The following is a 21683-nucleotide window of genomic DNA, read 5'->3' as shown; positions in this document are numbered from 1 at the left end:
ATATTGGAAAGAAAGTGTGATTTTCCTGTTTGCAAATAAAAAAAGTTTCTTCTTTACGAAGAAACTTTTTGAAACTACTTCATAGAAATAGTCGCCTCTACTGGATAATGATCAGAGTAATCATTATACGTATATTTTTGGAACCATGATGTAACAGTCCATTGTGGAGATTTCGGCTGTAACACCTTATTCTCTATATACGATGGGTTCGCATGGTCTTTGCTTGCAATAATATAATCTAAATACTCGGCAGGACTATCAGGGAAATTATATTTTGCAATACTGTTTGTCGTTGCATCCCAAGTCGCTGTATGTCCAGTATAAGATGGTACAGAAGCGTTCAATGTTTTAAACATAGATGTATACTCTGAATCATTCTTGTTCTCTGCATTTATTTTATTTACGTTCATATCACCACCAATTAACACATACTCATTATTTGGTATATTTTTATTTTTAATAAAATCTTGAATTTCTTTTAATTGGTTCGTACGTACAGATGCAGGTGAAGTTTTTCCGCACATACTATCTTCAGCCTGCAAATGCGTCCCAATTACGTGAATGAAACGATCATTTTTCTTAATTTTCGTATATACAAATCCTTTATTCGATAAATTATCTGGCCCGCATCCTTTTGCAAATACATATTGAATCTTTTCAGCGATTGGCCATTTGCTGACAATCGCAACGCCACCATCTTCAGGAGTTGAAGATGAATAGTTCCCTAACGTTTTATCCCATTCGCTTCCACTACTACGACCTAATACTGCTGTTTGATTTGGATATTCTTTCTTCAAATTACCTAATAAACGATCTGATGCGCTATTATCAAACACTTCATTTAATATAACAACATCTTGATTCTTTATATAATCTGCCGCCCCAATTAAATCAGCACGCTCAGTTTGTCCCCAGTTTGGATATAAGTTTGTTGATAGCATATATACATTATGCGTCATCACTTTTAATGTATCATTTTGATTTGTAGATGCTTCTGCTTGAGCTGACGTTCCGCTATATAAAGCTCCTAAACCAACACCTAAGCTAAGTACACCTTTTAGCAATTTACCTTTCACGTTTCATACCTCCATGTATTGTATAGTGATAAAAAGGCCAAATACTCTATTCTGAGATTTGACCTTCTTCAAATACTTAACGATTTCCGTACGTATCAAACCAAAGCTGAATATATCCAGCAGTAACACGTTGTGCATCCATTAAACGCTTACCTGTCATTGGTGTAACTTCAGCGCGCCATTTATCTGCATATTCTTGTGATACAGCTGCTCTTACGAACCAATCTTTCGTATTATCATTTACAATGCCAGCATAATCTTGCTTCGCAACTACTGCCGCTCCATGAATCCAATCTTCTGGATTCGTACCTTTCCAGTTCCAATACCCATTTCCATCCGTTACTTTATAATTATCTTTTATCGTATCTACAAAGTTTTCATATTTAGAATGGAATCCTTGTGGATACGAAAGATTCGTAAAGTTTGCCGCATGCATCGGTTGGTTTACATCACCTAAATAATGAAGAGATAATCCTAAATAGAAGAATGCTTGTTTCATATCTTTATTTTTGTAAGACTCACCAGCTAATTTAAAATATTTAGCTCCAGTTTCCTTTGCCTGCTTTGCATACGGAATATAAGTTTTCCCATTGTCAGGGTCATAGAAATGTGAAGCAAATGTGCTATTATCATAATAAGGATTTTCATAGTCAGCAGCATAAATACCGTTCTCTAACTCAGTACGCCATTCATTTAATAGTGCAACTCGATCTTGTTTTACAAGTGTTGTATTACGAGACATAATATCAATTGCACGATTTACAATCCATAAATGAGAATTCACGCCTTCTTTATGTTTATCTTCAGCAGACCAGCGCGGAATAACTCCAAATCTCTGTCCCCCATCATTTTCATGAGCAAATGCAACACTTTGTAATGGAGCAACTAATGTAATAGCTGCCGCTAAAGCAAGTACTTTCTTTTTCATATAAAATCCTCCATTTTATAATTGAATTATTGTAAACATTTTGTTAGGATCCTATGATGTCATCTGGTTAACCTATGACTAGAATATCCCACCTTTCATGAAAATTCTATCACTAAATCAAAATATGCAAATGTTCATATCATTATAACTTTATACACAGTGAATATAATGAATGAATACACTTTCATTTTAATAAACTATTATTAAGGCTTGTCTAAACTAATGTAAAAAAAGAGTAAAGCACCCACATGCTTTACTCTTTTTTTCTATTCGATAATATACTTGGCAATTGTACATTAACTGCCAACTTATGTATAAATCCAAACACTAATCCGATCCCTATAAATATGTATAATATCGTAAATATCTTTCCGAAGTCAGTTTGGGGACTAAATTGCCCATCACCGACAGTAGTCAGCGTCACAACGCTAAAATATAAAGCATCCAGAGGACGTAACCCCTCCACTGTACTATAAAAGATTGTACCAGATATTAATGTCAAAATTGTTAATACGAATAACACTTGAAATTCTTTATCTTTCCATGCTCGCAAACAAGCTTTTAGCATCCGTTTCAATGTCAATATAAATGAAAGCATTAGACTTCCCCTTCCAAACAAAATACCTTTAGTTACAGGAAAGTCTATCACCTTTCAGTATAGAAAAAAAGTAGCCCTCTTCTATTTCTAGAAAAGGGCTACTCTTTTCGATTCTATCTTATTTAGGTGAAACAAGAATTTTCACTTGTGTTTTATCTTTTACAAGTGCTTCAAATCCTTCTTCAACAACTTGATCCACTGTAATTTTTTTCGTAATTAATTTCTCTGCTTGAATTTGACCAGAGCTAATTAATTTAATAACAGCTGGGAAGATGTGACGGTATCCTAAAATACCAATAACTTCTTTTTCTTTTAATACTAAATTATTCGGAGTAATTGTTGCGTCTTTTTCCCATACACTAACAATTACAGTTTGTCCTTCGAAGCTTGTACTTTCAATCGCTTGGCGTAATACAACTTCAACACCTGTTACTTCAAAGCTAACATTTACACCTAAACCATTTGTTAAGTTACGAATTTCAGCTAGCACATCTTGAGTTGCTGGATTTAATACATAATCTGCACCTGCTAATTTCGCTAACTCTTGACGTTCTTTAGAAAGCTCAACTGCAATAACAGGAGTTGCTCCTGCTGCTTTAGCTGCTTGGATAACAAGAAGTCCAATTGGACCGCAACCAAATACTGCTACAGCTTCCCCTTCTTTTAATTTACTTTGACGTACTGCATGAACTGCTACTGCTGCTGGTTCTACAAGCGCACCTTGTTCATACGTCATTTCATCTGGAATGTGATGAACCATATCTTCTGGTACTACTGTATATTCAGAGAAACCGCCGCCTTCTCCGCCAAGACCGTGGAAAACAAGTTGTTCACAAACATTGTAATGTCCATGTTTACAAGCTTCACATTTACCACAAGAATAAATTGGTTCTACAACAACACGGTCTCCCACTTTATGAGATGTAACTCCTTCACCAATCTCTATTACCTCACCACTAAACTCATGACCTAAAATAACAGGTGCTTTCACATGTGTTAATGGATGTTCTTCTGTTGGAATAAAAATAGGCCCTGCTAAATATTCATGCAAGTCTGTCCCACAAATACCACACCATTTAACTTTGATTTTCACTGTTCCTGGTTTTACTGTTGGTTCTGGTACTTCTTCTACTCGTACATCACGTTGATTATGCCAAAGTAGTGCTTTCATTTTATACATCCCTCTCTATGTATATACTTAACCTGGTGAAGTTTACAAATCTATTATAATACTTCTATCCATATATTTCAAAAAAACAATCACATCCCTACTAATTTTTTACAAATAACGTTCAATATTTTGTCACTTTGTACTTTTTTCCACATCTGTTAATTCAATTTCATTGCAGGTGAAATTAGCATTGTGCCATAATAGCATTGGAGAGGTGAATATCGCTTGAAATATTTTATTTACTTTATCGTTATCGTGGCATTTTTAGATACATTTTCACAATTACCTATTATGAGTACTTTCGCTCAAAGCCTTGGAGGAACTCCTCTTATTATCGGGCTAGTTGTCGGTATGTACTCATTCGCTAATATGATTGGTAATATTATTGCTGGAGCCGCTGTCGATAAATTTGGTGCAAAAAAAATCCTTTATATAAGCATGGGAATTACGAGTTTCATAGTCTTGTTATACACCGTTGTTCAAAGTGGTGAACAACTATTAGTTGTGCGCTTTATGCATGGATTTAGTGATGGCTTTTTAATTCCTGCTGCCTTTACATTTTTATCAAAACAAACAAATGCAAAAAGACAAGGAAAAGCAATGGCTCTATCTGGTGCTGCTGTTGGAACAGCGGCAATCGTAGGACCTGCTTTCAGCGGTATTATGAAAGCAACAGCTGGCGTAGAATGGGTCTTCATTACTATTTCTATTTTAATGGCTCTTGGTACAATCGTATCTCTATTCTTCTTACCAAATAACGTATCAAGAAAAGATACATCAAGAACGCAAATGATGAACAAAGAAGATATGATTGAACTGTTAAAATCAGAACCGTTATTACAAGCATATATTGGTGCTTTCACATTAATGTTTTCACAAGGAATTGTCACTTATATGTTACCAGTAAAAGTTGAGGCATTAGCGCTTAAAGCATCTACAACAGGCATGATGTTAAGTGTATTTGGTATTACTGCTATCCTCTTCTTCTTGCTTCCAACAAATCGTATTTACGATCGATTTAATCGTTCGAAACTAATGCTAATCGGGATTGCAGTTATGGCATTCGCATTATCTTTACTCGGATTATTTGCTACAAAAGGTATGCTCTTTATTGTAATGATGATTTATGGAATTGGATTCGCAATCCTCTTTCCGTCTATTAACGCTTTACTCGTTGAAAATACTACAGACGATAATCGCGGAAAGGCATTCGGATTATTTTATGCCTTCTTCTCATTAGGAGTTGTTGCTGGCTCCTTTACAGTCGGCGCAATCGGAGCATCACCTAGCATCAGCTTCATTATCGGGACAGCATTTTTATTAACATTTGCTGGGATGATTTATGTAAGAAGCAAAGTAAAAAAGACAATGATGGGATAATCCATCGTTGTCTTTTTTAAAATGCATATTGATATAATCCGTAATATAATGGAAGCGTTGGAATAATTCCAATTAATTTAAATATAAAAGGTAATGGCTCATCTCGCTCTTCATATAAACGAAAAACAAAAACTGCAGTTAAAGTCCAAATGACGCTAAACAAGAAGATACATTTCCAAACAATCGAGGTTAATATTTGTATATCAAATACAAAACCAAAGAGCCCTATCCACGTAATAATAGATACTACAAAGTCAAACTTTTGAATTGGTGTTTGAAACATACCCCTTACTAACGAAATAATAGCTAACATTGCTACAATAACTAAATATATTTTCCAAAGCATAATGATAATCTCCTATTCAATTCAACTTTTAACTTTCAGCAAACCATATTTAATAAACAATATAGCATTATATTTTTCATAGAAATAATACAATGGATAACAAAATAAAAAGAAAATAAGTACAGTTGGTACATTGTCTACAATAGAAAAATATTTTACTAGTAATTCCTTAATACTCTCTCCAATAATAATAATAAACAATGGAATTATACAAATCATCGCTAATATTAAACATGACGTTACCCTTATTTCTTTCAACTTCACCTTACAATGTGGACACCTTAATGAAAAAGGATGTGGGAGATCAATAATATGTTGTACAGTAATATCCCCTTCACACTGTGGACATCCAATAACTTCTTTCATTTATCGCTTACTCCTTTCTATCTATAAAAAGAGCCATATTGAATAGAACTCTTTTTTGCCCAATATATTACTTTTGTGTATAACCAAATAACAATGTAAATAAATTGAGCCGTAAAGGCAATAATACATTACTTCTTTTAAAAAGAAAGTTTATAAATAACGACGATACTTCGACAATTTCCTCGGAAATATTTCCTTTCTCCACATAATTTGATACACTACACATGAATAAACATTTGTATTACATAAACTAAAATAATAACTTACTGTACAAATTAAAAAGCACACTCTTCATATGAAGAATGTGCTTTTATGTTATTAACGTTTAATCCAAACAGCGCCTGCCGATTTATCTTCTGCCTGTCCAACAACTTGGAATTTAAGTCCAAGGTTTGGAACTTTTCTTCCTGAATCTACAATTTGCTTGTTACTATATACTTTTGAATCATCAAAAGTTGTAACACCTTGTAATCCAGAATAGTTAAACTGGCCACGTGTTAATGAATTTACACTCCATGCTGGTGTTTTATCAAATGAAAATGCAGCGTCTGCAATTTGCATGCCCGTATTACCGTACGCTGGTTTCCCGTTCAGATTACCAACAAGTGCTTCTGGATGAGAATCTACAACCCCAAGGAATCCTTCACCTGGATGCACCCCCACCCAGTTATCTTTAAAGCTATCATCTGCATACCAAACGACAAGACCTGTATTATACACTGGACCTTTTCCTGCTTTTAATCCATTATCTGATCCCGCATAGTTTCTCCATTCTAAGTAGTAATAATGAGCTTTCTTCTCTGTCCCATCAGAAACAACAAAACCATTTAAATTCATTTTAGACTGTCCTTCTGCATCATCAGAAAATACAACTTGTCCATCAACAGTTACATTTACATCGTCCATCGCAAAACCTTTATATGTTACAGCCGGATCTGTAATATAGTCGAATTGTAGTTTCACTTTTTTGCCTTTAAATTGACTTAAATCATATGATTTATCAATCCATTTCCCATCTGTTGTATCTTTATCTCCTTGGACTACTTTTTCTCCAAGTCTATCAATTAATGTTTTCGTTCCATCTTCTGTTACTGCATGTACTTCGACGAAATCGCACTCTGCTTCTAACTCATAATTTGCTTTATAATCGAATTTTGTATTTGTTCCTTTTGTTAAGTCAAAGAATGGTGTCTCTAACGTTGTATGCATATCATCGCCTCTTGTACTATAATATGCATGCTTTCCAAACGCCGGTTTAATCGTTTCAACACTTTTACCTGGTAAGTTAACACGTACAACGCCTGGACGATTTGATTTCGTAACACTTTGATCAATATATGTAGGAACTCCCACACCACTCTTAATTTTATCGTAATCTACTTCTAATATTTTTGCCCAGTTGCCACCCATATTCTTTTGTAAGAAGTCTTTATTTTGTGGTGAAAAACTTGTCGGCTCCGTTCCTGCGATTTTTCCTGTCCAACTACCTCCACTCATTAATGACCAAGCTTCGACAGGTGAACCATTTCCAGTATATTTCGTGTCATATTCATCTGGTAATCCAAGATCATGTCCAAATTCATGCGCAAACACACCTACAGCTCCATCTTCTGGTTCAATTGTGTAATCATGTGCTGCTACTTTTCCACCAAAGTAATCTACCTTTGATTTTGTACCTTCAATCGCTACTGGATCTACTGCTAATTTTGAACGATGTGACCAGATCGCATCATCACCTAATTTACCGCCACCAGCTTCTTGACCAACACCAGCATGGATTACCATTAAATGATCAATTACACCGTCAGGTTCGTTTTGATTCCCATCCCCGTTTGTATCATATCTATCAAACTGATCAAACTGAGATAAATCTAGTCCTTTCTCAGCAGCTGCATGCAAAGCTTCTTTCACTAAATCACGTGCACCTTTCGGACCTTTATTATCGTGACCACTGCTACCATCAGCTCCATAATCAGATGCTTTTCCTGGAACTGTTAGCCACTCCGTTACATATCCGTCTGTCGTATAACTACCACCAGACTGCTCTTCATAGTATTGTTTAAATGTTTTTACTTTTGAACCATCAAATAATGTATAAGGCTCCTTACCAAACAACATCTTTTGATAATGTTCTCTACTAAAGTCTTTCGAATACATATAACCTGGTGTTTGATCAATATTATTATGTTTATAATCACTAAATTCAACGAGTAGCACTAATACTTTATCTGATCGAACAGATCCTTTATATGGCGCTTGCTTTGCTTTTGAAGTTGGAACTTGCCCATTCAATTGCTTTTTATTTGGTTCTGGCTTTTGCTCAAGATTAATATTTTTTTCAGTCTTTTTTACATTTTCCTTTTCTTCCATCTTTTTCTCTTTTACTTTTTTTGTGAAATCAGACGTTTCTTGTGAGGGAGCATCTGGAAGAATTTCTTTGTTCGCCTGATCTCCTTGTTTCTTTTCAATATATTGCTCGACAGCCTTTTTCGTCTCTTCTTTAGAAGATGCTGGATTAATTGTTCCTCTTTCTTTCAAAGCTTCCGCTAAACGATCTTCTTGAATTAAATTGTAATCAATTGGCGTTGTAGACACATTCTCTTTCTCTTTTGCTGGCGTTTCTGCATATGCTAACGGCGCACTCATTACAGATGTGCATCCGATAATTGCTGCAATTGCTAATGATGACAACACTTTAAATGGGGCTTTTCTTCTCATTCCATTTCTCTCCTTTTATAAAACTTAAAATTCAGATAAATCGGTGCATTTTTGTCGAAATCTCTGTTTACTACCCTCCCTATATAAAAAGACATAATTCTATAAACATTGAACTTTCTGTTATAGAATCATGCCCTCCAGTTTTCTGGTCAGACCCTCTATCTGTTTATCCCTTGGTTCAACTAATAATCAGTGTGCTGATGAACAAAGCCCCCACTGATTAAAGTTTCACTTTATATCGAAATATGAAAAATAAAGAGTTATGTGATATATATTAAATATCTTATATAACAAATTTAAAAGACAATATGCAAAATTGCATGAAAATTCTTTTAAATAAAAAAGAATCCTAGTCAATTAAACTAGGATTCTTGATTTTCTATTATTTCTCTTGTGTTTTTTCCCAATCAGCTAAGAATTTCTCAATTCCTTGATCTGTTAATGGGTGCTTCACTAATGAAGCAATTACGTTTGCTGGGATTGTTGCAATATGTGAACCGTTTAATGCTGCATCAGTTACGTGAACGCTGTGACGTACAGATGCTGCAATGATTTCTGTTTCGATGCCATGAATTGCAAAGATTTCTGCGATTTGACGAATTAAATCCATACCGTTATGACCGATATCATCTAAACGACCTAAGAATGGTGAAACATATGTTGCACCAGCGCGAGCTGCAAGTAATGCTTGAACTGCTGAGAATACTAATGTAACGTTTGTACGAATTCCTAAATCTGAGAATGCTTTTACTGCTTTTAAACCTTCTGTTGTCATTGGAACTTTTACAACAACGTTTGGAGCAATCTTCGCTAATTCTTTTCCTTCTTCAATCATTTTATCAGCTTCTAAGCTAATTACTTCTGCACTTACAGGCCCTTCTATAAAGCTGCAAATTTCACGAATACGCTCATGGAAATCTACGCCTTCTTTTGCTACAAGTGATGGGTTTGTCGTTACTCCAGCTACTACGCCTAATGCATTTGCCTCTTTAATTTCGTTAATGTTTGCTGTATCAATAAAAAATTTCATTTGTTATTCTTCCTTCCTAATTTTCATTTTATATTTATTTATTTTTCTTAATAAGCTCTAATTCAATCGGAATAGATTTGTCCACTTTTTTACCTTGTGTTATCTCTTTTGCTGTTTGCATCGCCTTCTCTCCGATTAATTCCGGTTTTTGAGCGACTGTTGCAGCCATACGCCCATCATTAACCGCTTTCACAGCATCTTCTGTTGCATCAAATCCAACAACGACTACATCCGTTTTTCCAGCAGACTTCAATGCTTCAAGTGCACCTAATGCCATCTCGTCGTTATGCGCAAACACGGCTTTAATATCGCTATTTGCTTGCAAAATGTTTTCCATAACAGATAATCCTTTCGCTCTATCAAAATCAGCCGCTTGTTTGGCAACTACTTGTAAAGACTTATCGGCTACGTTATGGAATCCTTTCCCACGTTCACGAGCAGCAGACGATCCAGGGATTCCTTCTAACTCAGCAACGTTTGCTCCATCGCCGACTAATTCACGAATGTAATCACTAGCCATTTGACCACCTTCGATATTATTAGATGCAATGTGAGAAACAACCTTACCTGAATTCGCAACGCGGTCTACTGTAATAACAGGAACATTCGCTGCATTTGCCGCACTTACTGCTGAAGCAACAGCATCTGAATCGGTCGGATTAATAACAACTACATCGACACCCTTTTGAATTAAATCTTCAACATCGTTCGTTTGCTTTGCTGCATCATTTTGTGCATCAACAGCAATCAATTCGATGCCGCTATCTTTCGCTTTCTTTTCTGCACCCTTTTTCAAAGTTACAAAGAAGGGATTATTTAAAGTTGAAACAGAGAATCCAACTTTAATAGTTTTATTTCGACCTTTATCGCTAGAATCCTTTGCCCATTCTGGTGGTTCCATTGAACAACCAGCAGTAATGACCATAATACATGCAACGAGTATAAGTAACCATTTCTTCATGAACTGTCCCTCCATTATGCTTCTTTTCGGCGATCAATTAATACAGCTAGTAAGATTACAAGTCCTTTTACAACTTGTTGGAAGAAAGAAGATACACCTAATAAATTTAAACCGTTATTTAGTACACCGATAATTAGTACACCGATGAATGTACCAACAATCCATCCTCTTCCCCCAGAAAGACTTGTTCCACCTAATACAACTGCTGCAATTGCATCTAATTCGTAAGAAGTACCTGCAGTCGGCTGTGCAGAATCTAGTCGTGATGTTAAGACAATACCTGCAAGCGCTGCCAAAATTCCGGAAAGACCGTAAATCATTACTTTAATTCTCGTAACATTAATACCTGATAGTGCTGCTGCTTCTTCATTTCCACCAATTGCAAATGTACGACGGCCAAATGTCGTTTTCTTCAAAATGAAGTACAGTACTGCGAAAGCGATCATCATTGTAACAGCTGGTACCGGAATACCAAGAAAATAACCGCGGCCAAACATTTGGAACATTAAATGATCACCAAGACCGGTGATCGGACGTCCGTCCATATAAACAAGCGTCAACCCACGAAAAATAGTCATTGTTGCTAAAGTTGCAATAAATGGAGCTACTTTTCCTTTCGCAATGATGATACCGTTTACAATTCCCATTACAAGACCTGCTAATAGTCCAACTGCCATTGCAAGGAACGGATCCATGCCACTTGCCATCATTCCAGCAACAAGTGCACTTGATAATGCTAAAATAGAACCTACCGATAAGTCAATACCCCCTGTTAAAATTACGAAGGTCATTCCGAATGCAATAAGCGCATTAATCGATACTTGACGCAGTATATTAAATAAATTTGGAATTTCAATGAACGCTGGATTTAAAGCTGTAATTACGACGATAATTAATACTAAACCGATTAAAGAACCGAGTTGTTGTAATACATTCCCCTTCTTAGCCATCCTTACTCTCCCCCTGTAGCTAGTGCCATAATAGACTCTTGTGATGCCTCATCTTTCCCTAAAATGCCGCCGACTTTTCCTTCATGAATGACAAGAACTCGATCACTCATCCCTAAAACTTCCGGAAGCTCAGATGATACCATAATAACGGCATCGCCTTGCTCTGTAAGCTTATTCATGATAGAGTAAATTTCTTTTTTCGCTCCAACATCTACACCTCTTGTTGGCTCATCTAAAATGAGTAATTGCGGATGAATGCCTAGCCATTTTGCGATTACAATCTTTTGCTGATTTCCACCAGAAAGAGATTTCACTGCCTGCTCTCCGCTAGATGCTTTCACATTAAGAAGCTTCATCATATCCTCTGTAAACTGTTGTTCTAGCTCGTTGCTTAGAACACTTCCTTTTGAAAGACTTTCTAAATTCGGTAACGATAAGTTTTCGCGAATAGAGAAATCTAACACTAATCCTTCAGACTTTCTATCTTCTGTAATGAAAGCAATTCTCTGTCTAATTGCATCTATCGGACTATCAATTTTTACTTCTTGTCCATTTATAAAAATTTGTCCAGAATCTAAAGGTTCATAACCAAATATCGCTTTCATAATATCAGTGCGTCCAGCTCCCATTAAACCAGCAACACCAAGGATTTCACCTTTCCTTACTTGAAACGAAACATTTTCAAATTTCCCTTTCTTCGTTCCGTTACGCATTTCAAAAATGACATCACCAATTTGACTATTTCGCTCTGGGTAACGTTCACCAATGCTGCGCCCCACCATCATACTCACTACTTCATCAAATGATGTTTCTGGAATTAATCTCTTTCCGACGTATTCTCCATCACGCAAAATCGTAATGGCATCACATATCGAGAAAATCTCTTCCATACGATGCGAAATGTACACGAATGAAACACCTTCTTTACGTAACTTATTGATTACTATAAAGAGCGTTTCGATTTCACGATCCGTCAGTGCCGCAGTAGGTTCATCCATAATAATAACGCTCGCGTTTGTCATTAATGCTTTCGCAATTTCGATAATTTGCTGTTGTCCAACCGATAGTTCCTCTGCTAACATAGCGCCTCTTACATGCAATCCTAGCTCTGCTAGTTGCTGCTGCGCAATCGCGTTCATTTGTCGAGTGCGTAAAATACCTGTTTTCCCATACATTAACTCTTTACCAAGAAACATATTTTCAGCTACTGTTAAATTCGGCAATATGTTTAGTTCTTGATGTATAAATGCGATGCCGTACTCTTCAGCTTCTTTCGCATTTTTAAAGGTGCGCTCTTGCCCATCAATCGTGATTGTCCCATCATCTTTTTTGTATACACCTGTTAAAATCTTCATGAGCGTTGATTTACCCGCTCCATTTTCCCCCATCAATGCATGGACTTCTCCTGTTTCAATCATAAACTGTGCATTCTTCAAAACAGGATTGCCATTGAACGCCTTTGAAATGTTTTTCATTTCAATATGCATTCCCATCACTTCCCTTTATTAAAAAATCACGCCTGCATGTAAAATTACATTTGCATAAGGCGTAGCCTCGCCTGTACGAATAATCGCCTTCGCTTTCTTTGTATGCTCTTTAAATTGTTCATGAGATACATACTCAAATGCTGGCTCTATTAATTTTTGCTCGATCTCTTTATTTACTTCCGCATTATTTATAATGACTTCTTCTGCTAACGTCACTTTTTCGATTGCCATATCATCAGCTACAACTTGTAACACCTCTAAAAAACTCGGTTTTCCAATCTCAACAGCTAAATCAATTCGTTTTACTCCATCCGGAATCGGTAACCCGCAATCAGCAATTACAACCGTATCTGTATGCCCAAGTGAAGCAAGGACTGCCGCGATTTCACTGTTTAATACACCATGCTTTTTCATCCAACAATCACCTGCACTTCACGTACTCGATCTCTCGTTGGCATACCGCCCTGTGCTCCAAGTTTCGTTACAGAAAGACCACCGGCAATATTCGCGAAACGAATTGCTTTTTGAAGTGTCTCTCCTTCAGAAAGTGCAACTGCTAACGCACCATTAAATGTATCACCAGCTCCAGTTGTATCCACTACATCAACAGCAATGCTAGGAACATGTACAATCTCTGTGCCATTATGGAAACGAACACCGTTAGAACCTTCTGTCATCAATAATTTATTTGGATACTTCGCCAATAAATCTTCAATTGGTGATGTAAAATCATCTAATACAATGCGGCACTCATGTTCATTTGGCGTAATATAAGTTGCTTTTTCTAAAATTTCTTCTGATAAAACTTGTGCTGGCGCTGGATTCAACATAACAGGAATATTATGTTCCTCACAAATAGCCAATACATATTTTACTGTTTCAAGTGGAATTTCTAGTTGAAGAACAACCATATCCGCTTTTACAAGAAGGTCTTTGGAGCGATCTACAACTGACTTATTTACAAGAGCATTTGCCCCTTGTACGACAACAATACTGTTATCTTCTTCTGCTAAAACGATATGAGCAATTCCTGTCGTTCTATCTGTAACCGGTACCACATAATCGATAAAAATGCGTTCGTTCTCTAAATTTTTTCTAACTACTGTTCCATAATCATCATTTCCTACCGCTCCAACCATCGCTACATTTGCTCCTAACCTAGCTGCAGCAACTGCTTGGTTTGCCCCTTTCCCTCCTGGGATTGTATGAAACGCTTCACCAATTACTGTTTCTCCTGCTTTCGGCCGTTTTTTTGAAACAGCCACTAAGTCCATTGAAATGCTTCCTACTACTGCAATATTTGGCATCTGTTTCATCTCCTTACTTCGTTGTATTTCGTTCTATAATTTCAATCGGCAAACGATAGTGTTTCTCTTCTAATGTATTTCCTTCCATTTGCTCTAACAACAACTCTGTTGCAATTTTCCCCATTTCATATATCGGTTGTGCAACTGTTGTAATAGATGGATACATCATTTCTGTTAAAGAAATTCCATCAAATCCAATAATTTGTAAATCATCTGGAATGGCAATCCCCTTTTGAAGTGCAGCCTTTACAATACCAATCGCAATTAAATCATTCCCAGCAACAATACCATCAATATGCGGGTATTCTTCTAATAATTCCATCGCTACACGCTCACTATTTGCTGGATCAAACGTACTCTCTGCAATCATATACGAAAGATTATTTTGCGTAATAACGTCTACAAAACCTTCAAAACGTTCATTTGCAGTACTCACATCACGTGGACCGCGAATATGTGCAATATGTTTACATCCTTTATCTAGTAACAACTTTGTCGCAGCCTGACTTCCTGCATAGTTATCTGCATATACAGTAGGAATACGCTCATTAAACATACGGTCAATCGCAACAACCGGGACAGATAAATTCATGTAATTAACACTATTTTGTGGATTCGTTGCTACAATAAATCCATCTACATTATTTTGTCTAAGTACATCAATGTATTGTTTCTCTTTTTCTAAACTTTCATCAGAGTTACAAAGGACAACTGTGTAACCTTGTTTATGTGCTACATCTTCTACGGCACGTGCAACTTCTGGAAAGAACGGATTCACGATATTTGGAACAACTAAGCCAATTAAACGAGACTTTTTATTATACAGTGAACGCGCTACTGTACTAGGCTTATAATCTAACATCTCAATTGCACGCTCTACCTTTTTTAATGTATCTTCGTGAACATATCCATTTTTATTTAAAACTCTGGAAACGGTCGCAACAGATACTCCCGCTAATTTCGCAACGTCTTTAATCGTACTCATTCTCTTTTCTCCTCATTTCATGTAACCGTTTACAGAAAATAATATAACGTATTTCTAAAAATACGTCAATCATTTCTCACTAAAAAGCTTTTAAGGTTATACTCAAAAAAGCACCGCCATAAGGCGATGCTTCTTCATTACGAGTATGATACAGTTTTTTCTTTTTCTTCTACAGCAGGCTCTTTAGCATCTTTTTTACGATCTGATAATTTAATTTTTTGTAAGAAAATCGTAAAGATGGCACCTACTACGATAAATACTAATCCTGTTAAGAATACAGTATGAAGCGAGTCTACTAAAGAGTTTTTCAAAATAGGTACAATGCTGTTAGCGAACGCTTCTGGCATTTGTTTTAATGCCTCTGGGCTAAATAGCATCGAATATAAACCTTGTGGATCTGTGTGAATCATATCTTTAAATTTCGTTACCATTTGTCCCGCTTCTTTCGGGAATGTATCTAATACAGGTACTAATTTATTTGTTAACGTTGTACCTGAAGTGTTATTCATAATTGATCCTAAAATTGTAATACCAAATGTTCCACCAATTTGACGGAAGAACTGACTTGATGACGTTACGACACCAAGGTCTTTTTTCGGGAAGCTTTCTTGTAACGCTAATGTTAATGTCGGCATTACAAGACCCATTCCTAAACCGATAACCATCATATAAGAAGTAGCTGTAAGCTTCGTTGTGTGCATATCCATCGTTGTTAATAACCAGAAACCACCCGCCATAATAAGCATACCTGCGATAATTTGTGGTTTTACACCAACTTTTAATACAAGTTGCCCACCGATAATACTCATTACAATCATTGTAATCATCATTGGAGTCATAATTGTTCCTGATTCAGCAGCACTTACTCCTACAATACCTTGCATGAAGAATGGTACGAACATAATCGCGCCGAACATTCCAATACTCATAAAGAATCCAATCGCATTCAGTATTGTAAATGTGCGATTTTTAAAGAAATGCATTGGTAAAATCGGCTCTTCAGCTTTCGTTTCAACAATAACAAAGCTAACGATACCAATTACAGCTAGTGCAAATAAACCGATAATTTGCCAAGAGTCCCATGCATAATCTTTTCCGCCAAACGTTAGCGCAAGTAATAAACTTACAACACCTAGAATCATCGTAAAGATTCCAGCGATATCAATTTTAATTGGTCCTGTTTGTTTATGTGATTTTAATCCCATTGCAATAAAGATTGTTGCTAAAATACCAACCGGTAAGTTAATGTAGAATACCCATCTCCAGTTCACTGCATCTACAATCCACCCACCAACTTGTGGTCCAATTACAGAAGCAAGACCGTATAACGCACCAAAAATACCTTGCCATTTCGCACGTTCTTTTCCCGTGAACATATCTCCAATAATAATCATAGCCATTGGCATCATAATACCGCCACCAAGACCTTGAATACCACGGAAAATAATTAATTCTGTCATACCATTTGCCATACCACATAACGCCGAACCAATCATGAAAATAACTAGCCCTGTTATATATACGTTACGACGACCAAGTAAATCCGCTAACTTACCTGCAATTGGTACAACTGTCGTTGATGTTAACATATATGCTGTTGTTAACCATGTCATTAAACTTAATCCGCCTAGGTCACCGACGATACGTGGCATTGCTGTACCAACAATTGTTCCATCTAATGCAGCAAATAGCATCGCGATTACTAAACCGATTAACAACAACTTTCTATTTTGATTTTCTTGTTGTTCCATGTAATCTCCTCAATTCCTCTTAGTTATTCTCTTTTTTCTCTTGTGTCCCGCAAATAATGGTTTCTAACTTCTCAAAGAGACGTAATAAATCTTCTCTTTCTTGCAACTCTAAATGTGAAAAGTATTTTGCAATATGCTCGTTGCGAGCTGTCATTGCCTCTTCTACTCTAGATTTCCCCTTTTTCGTTAACTCGATGATGACAACACGACGGTCATCTTTGTCGTGATAGCGTTCTACAAGTTCTTGATCGATTAGACGATCAATCATCACTGTAATTGCGCTAGGCTTCACGTACATCTTTTTTGCTAATGTTGTCGCTCTTGAAGCCCCATAATGATCTAGAATCTTTAAAATATAAAACTGCGGTGGTGTAAGTCCTGTTGCTTGCATTTGTTCTAATAACTCCGTCTGCATTTTCTTTCCAATCGAAAAGGCTAGAGCTTGAATTTTATCGATATGCGTCATATCATTTGGCATGTTATCCACCTCTTATTTAAACAATAAAATATTTAACGTATTTAAATATTAATCCCACGAACAAAATCCGTCAATACTTTTATTCATAAAAACGTTTACATTTTTGTCACAAAGTTGTATAATTTTCGACGAAGTTAATATTGACAGTCACGGAGAAACGGAGTACACGGCTATGAATCATAAAAAAGGAAACTTTTTTATATTTCATGGCCTTTTTATATTCTCTGTCTTAAAACGCTTCGAATTAATTAGGGGAGGATTTTCATTTTATGTTTTTCACACAATTATTTAAACCTGCGCCCCACGCGGAACGCTTACCAGCTGATCGCGTTGATAGCGAATACCGTAAATTACGTTTACAAGTATTCTTAGGTATCTTCATTGGTTATGCAGGTTACTACTTTGTTCGAAAAAACTTTTCACTAGCAATGCCATACTTAATCGAGCAAGGATTTAGTAAAGGGGAACTTGGGGTTATCCTTTCAGCAGTATCTATCGCTTACGGATTAAGTAAATTTCTTATGGGTATCGTATCCGACCGTTGTAATCCTCGCTACTTTTTAGCAGCTGGGCTATTTTTATCAGGTATCATTAATATTATTTTCGGCTCATTTTCTTTCATTACAACGAGCATTATACTTATGTTTGTACTTCAGTTTTTAAATGGATGGGTACAAGGCATGGGATGGCCTCCTTGTGGTCGTACGATGGTTCACTGGTTCTCTATTAGCGAACGTGGTACAAAAATGTCTATTTGGAACGTCGCTCATAATGTCGGCGGCGCGCTGATGCCTTCTCTTGTAACATTAGGCTTATACTTCTTTGCAAATGACTGGCATAGTATTTTTTACTTCCCAGGTATTCTTTCAATTTTAGTTGGTATTTATGTACTAATTACAATGAAAGATACACCTCAATCTTGTGGACTACCTTCTATTGAAGAGCATACTGGAGAATATCCACCAGATGAGAAAATAAAAGATCGCGAACGCGAACTTTCGGCAAAGGAAATTTTATTTAAATACGTACTAAACAATAAATTTTTATGGTACATCGCTATTGCGAACGTTTTCGTGTATTTCGTACGTTACGGCGTTGTAGACTGGGCTCCTACTTATTTAGTAGAAGAAAAAAGCTTTACTCATAGTAGCTCACGTACTGCTTACGCTCTATATGAATGGGCTGGTATTCCAGGTACACTTCTTTGCGGATGGATGAGTGATAAACTATTTAAAGGACGTCGTGCACCTGCTGGTATTTTATTTATGATTGGTGTATTTATCGCAGTTCTTGTTTACTGGTTAAATCCTCCTGGTAATCCAATGGTTGATAGTATCGCTCTTGTCGCAATTGGATTTTTAATTTACGGACCGGTTATGTTAATTGGTCTACACGCTCTTGACTTAGCACCAAAGAAAGCTGCTGGAACTGCAGCAGGCTTAACTGGATTCTTCGGTTACTTAGGCGGAGCTGCTTTCGCTAGTGCCGCTATGGGCTTTATCGTAGATGCATTCGGGTGGGATGGCGGATTCATCTTATTACTTGCATCTTGCATACTTGCAATGTTCTTCCTTGCCCTTACTTTAAATACAGGGTCAGTAAAATCAAAACAAGCTTAAATAACATATAAAAATCATAAAAATAGCTCTTAGCATCTACATACATGCTAAGAGCTATTTTTTATTTTCATTGCTGTTCCTACTAATGATAACAACCAATTCCTTCCCTACTCTAATATTAAAAAATTTGATGAAACACCTTTATTAAAACAGCTAACGTAACAGATGCAGCAAATCCCCCTAGACAAATTAAGCTTACCCCTTGACTATATGACAAATTTTGAAATGATTTCATTGCTTCCATCCTCCCTATCTCCCCTGTGATACTTTTATTTTACCAATGGGAAAAATTTCATAACATCGATTTCTCTAACAACTAACTTACAAATTTGTAAGTTAACATCTTTTCAACTTATATATCTAGTATTTCCACAAATAAGAGTTATTTATACATAAAAAAGACCTCAGTTATACTAAGGTCTTCATTACATTCTATTTTATTTTATAATCATCACCGGACATTTCACTCGTTTTGCTATTTTATGACTGACACTACCAAGCACCATTTCTTGCAGTGTATTTAGCCCTCTGCTTCCAGCGATAACAAGATCTATATCTCCTGTATTTACATATTGAACAATTGTATCTCCAGGATCACCATGTAATATCGTAATTGTATAAGAAATGTTCTCTTTCTTTAATAGACCTTCAATCTCTTTTAATTTATCTTTTCGACTAGCTGATATTGTTTCTAAGTCTGTTTGACCTTGTATAATATCTGATTTTGCCGTTCTATTATCTACTACGTACACAACTTCAACATTTGTTTCTTCGCTACATTTCGCAATATATGTTGCATGTTCCGCTGCTCGAAGTGCATGTTCAGAACCGTCACATGCTAATATAATTTGTTTGTACATATGCTGAATCCCCTTTTCGTTATCCTACTCGTATTATATAATAAAGCCCCCTAAAAAGGAGGCTTTTAACTAGCAATTCTTTTATTATAAGTAGCCAAATTTGCAACAAGTTTTGAGCTACGTTCATTTAATCCTGTTATACTTACTTTCACACCACTTTGCTCATACTTCATGATAACTTTATCAATTGATGCCACTGCTGAATCATCCCATACGTGCGCATGAGTAAAATTCATTTCAATTTCTTTTACATCTTCATTAAATGAAAAATTATTTATGAAATCGGCTGTAGATGCAAAGAAAAGTTGACCGTGAATTTCGTATATTTTCTTATTTTCAATATATAAATGTTTCACGTGAATCTTTGCCATATTGAATGCAAATAACACCGCACTAATTACTGTTCCGATAATTACACCTAATGCTAAATTATGTGTAATTAAGACAATCACAACTGTTACAATCATAACAAATGCGTTTCCTTTTGGTACTTTATGAATCGTTGTTACAGAGTTCCAATCAAACGTTCCGATTGAAACCATAATCATAACCGCAACTAAAGCTGCCATCGGAATATGAACGACATAATTCCCTAAAACGAATAGTAATACGATTAAAAATCCGCCCGCTACAAATGTCGATAGGCGACCTCGTCCACCTGATTTAATATTAATAACAGATTGACCGATCATTGCACATCCTGCCATTCCTCCGAAAAATCCAGCAACGATGTTTGCGATCCCTTGTCCGCGTGCCTCTTTATGCTTATTACTTTCTGTATGCGTCATATCATCTAAAACTGAAGCTGTTAATAAAGACTCTAGTAAACCAATGATTGCAAGCATAACTGCATAAGGTAAAATAATCCCTAATGTTTCTAATGTAAATGGCACATCAGGAATACTAAAGAACGGTAATTCTTTCGGTAGGCTTCCCATATCCCCTACTGTTTTCAACTGTAATCCGCTCATAAGTGCAATACTCGTCACAATAATAATTGAAATAAGCGTAGAAGGTACAGCCGTTGTAATACGTGGAAATAAATATATAATTGCAAGTCCTAATACAACGAGTGCATACATTTGCCAAGTTGCATTTTTAAAATGCGGTAATTGCGCTGTAAAAACTAAAATTCCAAGTGAATTTAAAAAACCACTCATAACAGATTTCGGAACAAACTTCATAAATGAGCTCAGTTTGAACACGCCAAAAATAATTTGGACGATACCTGTTAATATTGTTGTAGCAAATAAATATTGCAAACCATGACCTTTAACAAGCGTTACCATTAATAATGCCATTGCACCTGTTGCAGCTGAAATCATTCCAGTTCTTCCGCCAACAAATGAAATGGTAACCGCAATACAAAAGGCTGCGTATAGTCCAACTGTCGGATCCACGCCTGCAATAACAGAGAAGGCTATCGCTTCAGGGATTAATGCTAAAGCAACGACAATTCCTGATAACACGTCCCCTCTCACATTAGAAAACCAGTCATTTTTTATCGTTTGAAACAAAATACCACTCCTCTACTCCTTTATAATTTGATTTTCTCCATAAGAAAATCTAGCCGACTGCACGAAAGCTATTATATAACGAGTAGAAGATTTTTTGCTATGTAAAAGTTTCCTAAAGAAAAAGACGCTACCTTAGCAGCGCCTTTACTCACTTT

21 protein-coding genes are annotated in these 21683 nt (G+C 36.2%); 2 read left to right on the top strand and 19 right to left on the bottom strand.

Annotated features, from left to right (window positions below):
- Positions 1-74: 74 nt before the first annotated feature.
- From sph to bdhA, 4 genes are all read right to left on the bottom strand, one after another.
- A complete protein-coding gene (gene sph, locus BCG9842_RS03285; protein WP_000676793.1) occupies positions 75-1076 on the bottom strand; it encodes a sphingomyelinase C in 1002 nt (333 codons plus the stop codon).
- A 76-nt stretch (positions 1077-1152) separates the two neighbouring features.
- A complete protein-coding gene (gene cerA, locus BCG9842_RS03280) occupies positions 1153-2004 on the bottom strand; it encodes a phospholipase CerA (RefSeq protein ID WP_000730997.1) in 852 nt (283 codons plus the stop codon).
- 253 nt (positions 2005-2257) lie between these two features.
- Entirely contained in the window at positions 2258-2602 is a 345-nt protein-coding gene (locus BCG9842_RS03275) for a potassium channel family protein (RefSeq protein ID WP_000948035.1), read from the bottom strand.
- A gap of 118 nt (positions 2603-2720) precedes the next feature.
- Positions 2721-3773 carry a (R,R)-butanediol dehydrogenase gene (bdhA, locus tag BCG9842_RS03270; RefSeq protein WP_000645827.1) on the bottom strand — a complete coding sequence of 351 codons (1053 nt, stop codon included), beginning with the start codon at positions 3771-3773 and terminating at the stop codon, positions 2721-2723.
- Between the two features lie 225 nt (positions 3774-3998).
- Between bdhA and BCG9842_RS03265 the strand changes: the two genes are divergently transcribed.
- Positions 3999-5153 carry an MFS transporter gene (locus tag BCG9842_RS03265; RefSeq protein ID WP_000873268.1) on the top strand — a complete coding sequence of 385 codons (1155 nt, stop codon included), beginning with the start codon at positions 3999-4001 and terminating at the stop codon, positions 5151-5153.
- A gap of 16 nt (positions 5154-5169) precedes the next feature.
- Here BCG9842_RS03265 and BCG9842_RS03260 read toward each other — a convergent pair whose 3' ends face one another.
- From BCG9842_RS03260 to BCG9842_RS03205, 12 genes are all read right to left on the bottom strand, one after another.
- Positions 5170-5499 (bottom strand): hypothetical protein, encoded by a 330-nt coding sequence (locus BCG9842_RS03260; RefSeq protein WP_000964465.1) that lies wholly within the window; start codon positions 5497-5499, stop codon positions 5170-5172.
- A gap of 21 nt (positions 5500-5520) precedes the next feature.
- The gene (locus BCG9842_RS03255; RefSeq protein ID WP_000665763.1) at positions 5521-5865 is read right to left on the bottom strand and encodes a hypothetical protein; all 345 of its coding nucleotides are present in this window, start codon (positions 5863-5865) and stop codon (positions 5521-5523) included.
- Positions 5866-6183: 318 nt separating this feature from the next.
- Positions 6184-8583, bottom strand: coding sequence for a M6 family metalloprotease immune inhibitor InhA2 (gene inhA2 / locus BCG9842_RS03250; protein ID WP_001252979.1), 2400 nt, complete (start codon positions 8581-8583; stop codon positions 6184-6186).
- A gap of 382 nt (positions 8584-8965) precedes the next feature.
- Entirely contained in the window at positions 8966-9613 is a 648-nt protein-coding gene (gene fsa, locus BCG9842_RS03245) for a fructose-6-phosphate aldolase (protein ID WP_000667667.1), read from the bottom strand.
- A 34-nt stretch (positions 9614-9647) separates the two neighbouring features.
- A complete protein-coding gene (gene rbsB / locus BCG9842_RS03240) occupies positions 9648-10574 on the bottom strand; it encodes a ribose ABC transporter substrate-binding protein RbsB (RefSeq protein WP_000758971.1) in 927 nt (308 codons plus the stop codon).
- 14 nt (positions 10575-10588) lie between these two features.
- Entirely contained in the window at positions 10589-11524 is a 936-nt protein-coding gene (locus BCG9842_RS03235; RefSeq protein ID WP_001074641.1) for an ABC transporter permease subunit, read from the bottom strand.
- A 2-nt stretch (positions 11525-11526) separates the two neighbouring features.
- On the bottom strand, positions 11527-13011 hold the full coding sequence (gene rbsA / locus BCG9842_RS03230; RefSeq protein ID WP_012614737.1) for a ribose ABC transporter ATP-binding protein RbsA: 1485 nt from the start codon (positions 13009-13011) through the stop codon (positions 11527-11529).
- Positions 13012-13029: 18 nt separating this feature from the next.
- Positions 13030-13425, bottom strand: coding sequence for a D-ribose pyranase (gene rbsD / locus BCG9842_RS03225; protein ID WP_000716151.1), 396 nt, complete (start codon positions 13423-13425; stop codon positions 13030-13032).
- Entirely contained in the window at positions 13422-14318 is an 897-nt protein-coding gene (gene rbsK / locus BCG9842_RS03220; protein ID WP_001132865.1) for a ribokinase, read from the bottom strand. The genes rbsD and rbsK overlap by 4 nt, the downstream gene beginning before the upstream one ends.
- Before the next feature lie 13 nt (positions 14319-14331).
- On the bottom strand, positions 14332-15303 hold the full coding sequence (rbsR, locus tag BCG9842_RS03215) for a ribose operon transcriptional repressor RbsR (RefSeq protein ID WP_000104047.1): 972 nt from the start codon (positions 15301-15303) through the stop codon (positions 14332-14334).
- Positions 15304-15440: 137 nt separating this feature from the next.
- Positions 15441-17054, bottom strand: a complete 1614-nt coding sequence (locus tag BCG9842_RS03210; RefSeq protein ID WP_000437648.1) for an MDR family MFS transporter — start codon at positions 17052-17054, stop codon at positions 15441-15443.
- Positions 17055-17073: 19 nt separating this feature from the next.
- Positions 17074-17532: a MarR family winged helix-turn-helix transcriptional regulator gene (locus BCG9842_RS03205; protein ID WP_001132366.1), complete on the bottom strand. Its 459-nt coding sequence runs from the start codon at positions 17530-17532 to the stop codon at positions 17074-17076.
- Between the two features lie 269 nt (positions 17533-17801).
- Between BCG9842_RS03205 and glpT the strand changes: the two genes are divergently transcribed.
- Positions 17802-19151, top strand: coding sequence for a glycerol-3-phosphate transporter (gene glpT / locus BCG9842_RS03200; protein ID WP_000466386.1), 1350 nt, complete (start codon positions 17802-17804; stop codon positions 19149-19151).
- Between the two features lie 118 nt (positions 19152-19269).
- On the opposite strand, the gene BCG9842_RS03195 is transcribed toward glpT, so the two are convergent.
- The 3 genes from BCG9842_RS03195 to BCG9842_RS03185 all read right to left on the bottom strand — a co-directional run bounded on the left by BCG9842_RS03195 (position 19270) and on the right by BCG9842_RS03185 (position 21528).
- On the bottom strand, positions 19270-19386 hold the full coding sequence (locus tag BCG9842_RS03195) for a DUF4027 family protein (RefSeq protein WP_000834733.1): 117 nt from the start codon (positions 19384-19386) through the stop codon (positions 19270-19272).
- Positions 19387-19588: 202 nt separating this feature from the next.
- A complete protein-coding gene (locus BCG9842_RS03190) occupies positions 19589-20011 on the bottom strand; it encodes a universal stress protein (protein WP_000277998.1) in 423 nt (140 codons plus the stop codon).
- 65 nt (positions 20012-20076) lie between these two features.
- The gene (locus tag BCG9842_RS03185; protein ID WP_000487925.1) at positions 20077-21528 is read right to left on the bottom strand and encodes a SulP family inorganic anion transporter; all 1452 of its coding nucleotides are present in this window, start codon (positions 21526-21528) and stop codon (positions 20077-20079) included.
- Positions 21529-21683: the final 155 nt, after the last annotated feature.

The organism is Bacillus cereus G9842, from assembly GCF_000021305.1.
Taxonomy (GTDB): Bacteria; Bacillota; Bacilli; order Bacillales; family Bacillaceae_G; genus Bacillus_A; species Bacillus_A thuringiensis_S.
The sequence above is the reverse complement of the archived record's forward strand: the minus strand, read 5'-3'. Positions and strand labels throughout refer to the sequence as shown.

Bases quoted from the DNA above. Each gene is read 5' to 3' on its own strand.
- BCG9842_RS03260 (WP_000964465.1), bottom strand. From the start codon at position 5,499: ATGCTTTGGAAAATATATTTAGTTATTGTAGCAATGTTAGCTATTATT.
- BCG9842_RS03205 (WP_001132366.1), bottom strand. From the start codon at position 17,532: ATGCCAAATGATATGACGCATATCGATAAAATTCAAGCTCTAGCCTTT.
- BCG9842_RS03195 (WP_000834733.1), bottom strand. From the start codon at position 19,386: ATGAAATCATTTCAAAATTTGTCATATAGTCAAGGGGTAAGCTTAATT.
- BCG9842_RS03255 (WP_000665763.1), bottom strand. From the start codon at position 5,865: ATGAAAGAAGTTATTGGATGTCCACAGTGTGAAGGGGATATTACTGTA.
- fsa (WP_000667667.1), bottom strand. From the start codon at position 9,613: ATGAAATTTTTTATTGATACAGCAAACATTAACGAAATTAAAGAGGCA.
- inhA2 (WP_001252979.1), bottom strand. From the start codon at position 8,583: ATGAGAAGAAAAGCCCCATTTAAAGTGTTGTCATCATTAGCAATTGCA.
- BCG9842_RS03235 (WP_001074641.1), bottom strand. From the start codon at position 11,524: ATGGCTAAGAAGGGGAATGTATTACAACAACTCGGTTCTTTAATCGGT.
- BCG9842_RS03210 (WP_000437648.1), bottom strand. From the start codon at position 17,054: ATGGAACAACAAGAAAATCAAAATAGAAAGTTGTTGTTAATCGGTTTA.
- rbsK (WP_001132865.1), bottom strand. From the start codon at position 14,318: ATGCCAAATATTGCAGTAGTAGGAAGCATTTCAATGGACTTAGTGGCT.
- BCG9842_RS03190 (WP_000277998.1), bottom strand. From the start codon at position 20,011: ATGTACAAACAAATTATATTAGCATGTGACGGTTCTGAACATGCACTT.
- rbsB (WP_000758971.1), bottom strand. From the start codon at position 10,574: ATGAAGAAATGGTTACTTATACTCGTTGCATGTATTATGGTCATTACT.
- rbsR (WP_000104047.1), bottom strand. From the start codon at position 15,303: ATGAGTACGATTAAAGACGTTGCGAAATTAGCGGGAGTATCTGTTGCG.
- glpT (WP_000466386.1), top strand. From the start codon at position 17,802: ATGTTTTTCACACAATTATTTAAACCTGCGCCCCACGCGGAACGCTTA.
- rbsA (WP_012614737.1), bottom strand. From the start codon at position 13,011: ATGCATATTGAAATGAAAAACATTTCAAAGGCGTTCAATGGCAATCCT.
- cerA (WP_000730997.1), bottom strand. From the start codon at position 2,004: ATGAAAAAGAAAGTACTTGCTTTAGCGGCAGCTATTACATTAGTTGCT.
- bdhA (WP_000645827.1), bottom strand. From the start codon at position 3,773: ATGAAAGCACTACTTTGGCATAATCAACGTGATGTACGAGTAGAAGAA.
- rbsD (WP_000716151.1), bottom strand. From the start codon at position 13,425: ATGAAAAAGCATGGTGTATTAAACAGTGAAATCGCGGCAGTCCTTGCT.
- BCG9842_RS03275 (WP_000948035.1), bottom strand. From the start codon at position 2,602: ATGCTTTCATTTATATTGACATTGAAACGGATGCTAAAAGCTTGTTTG.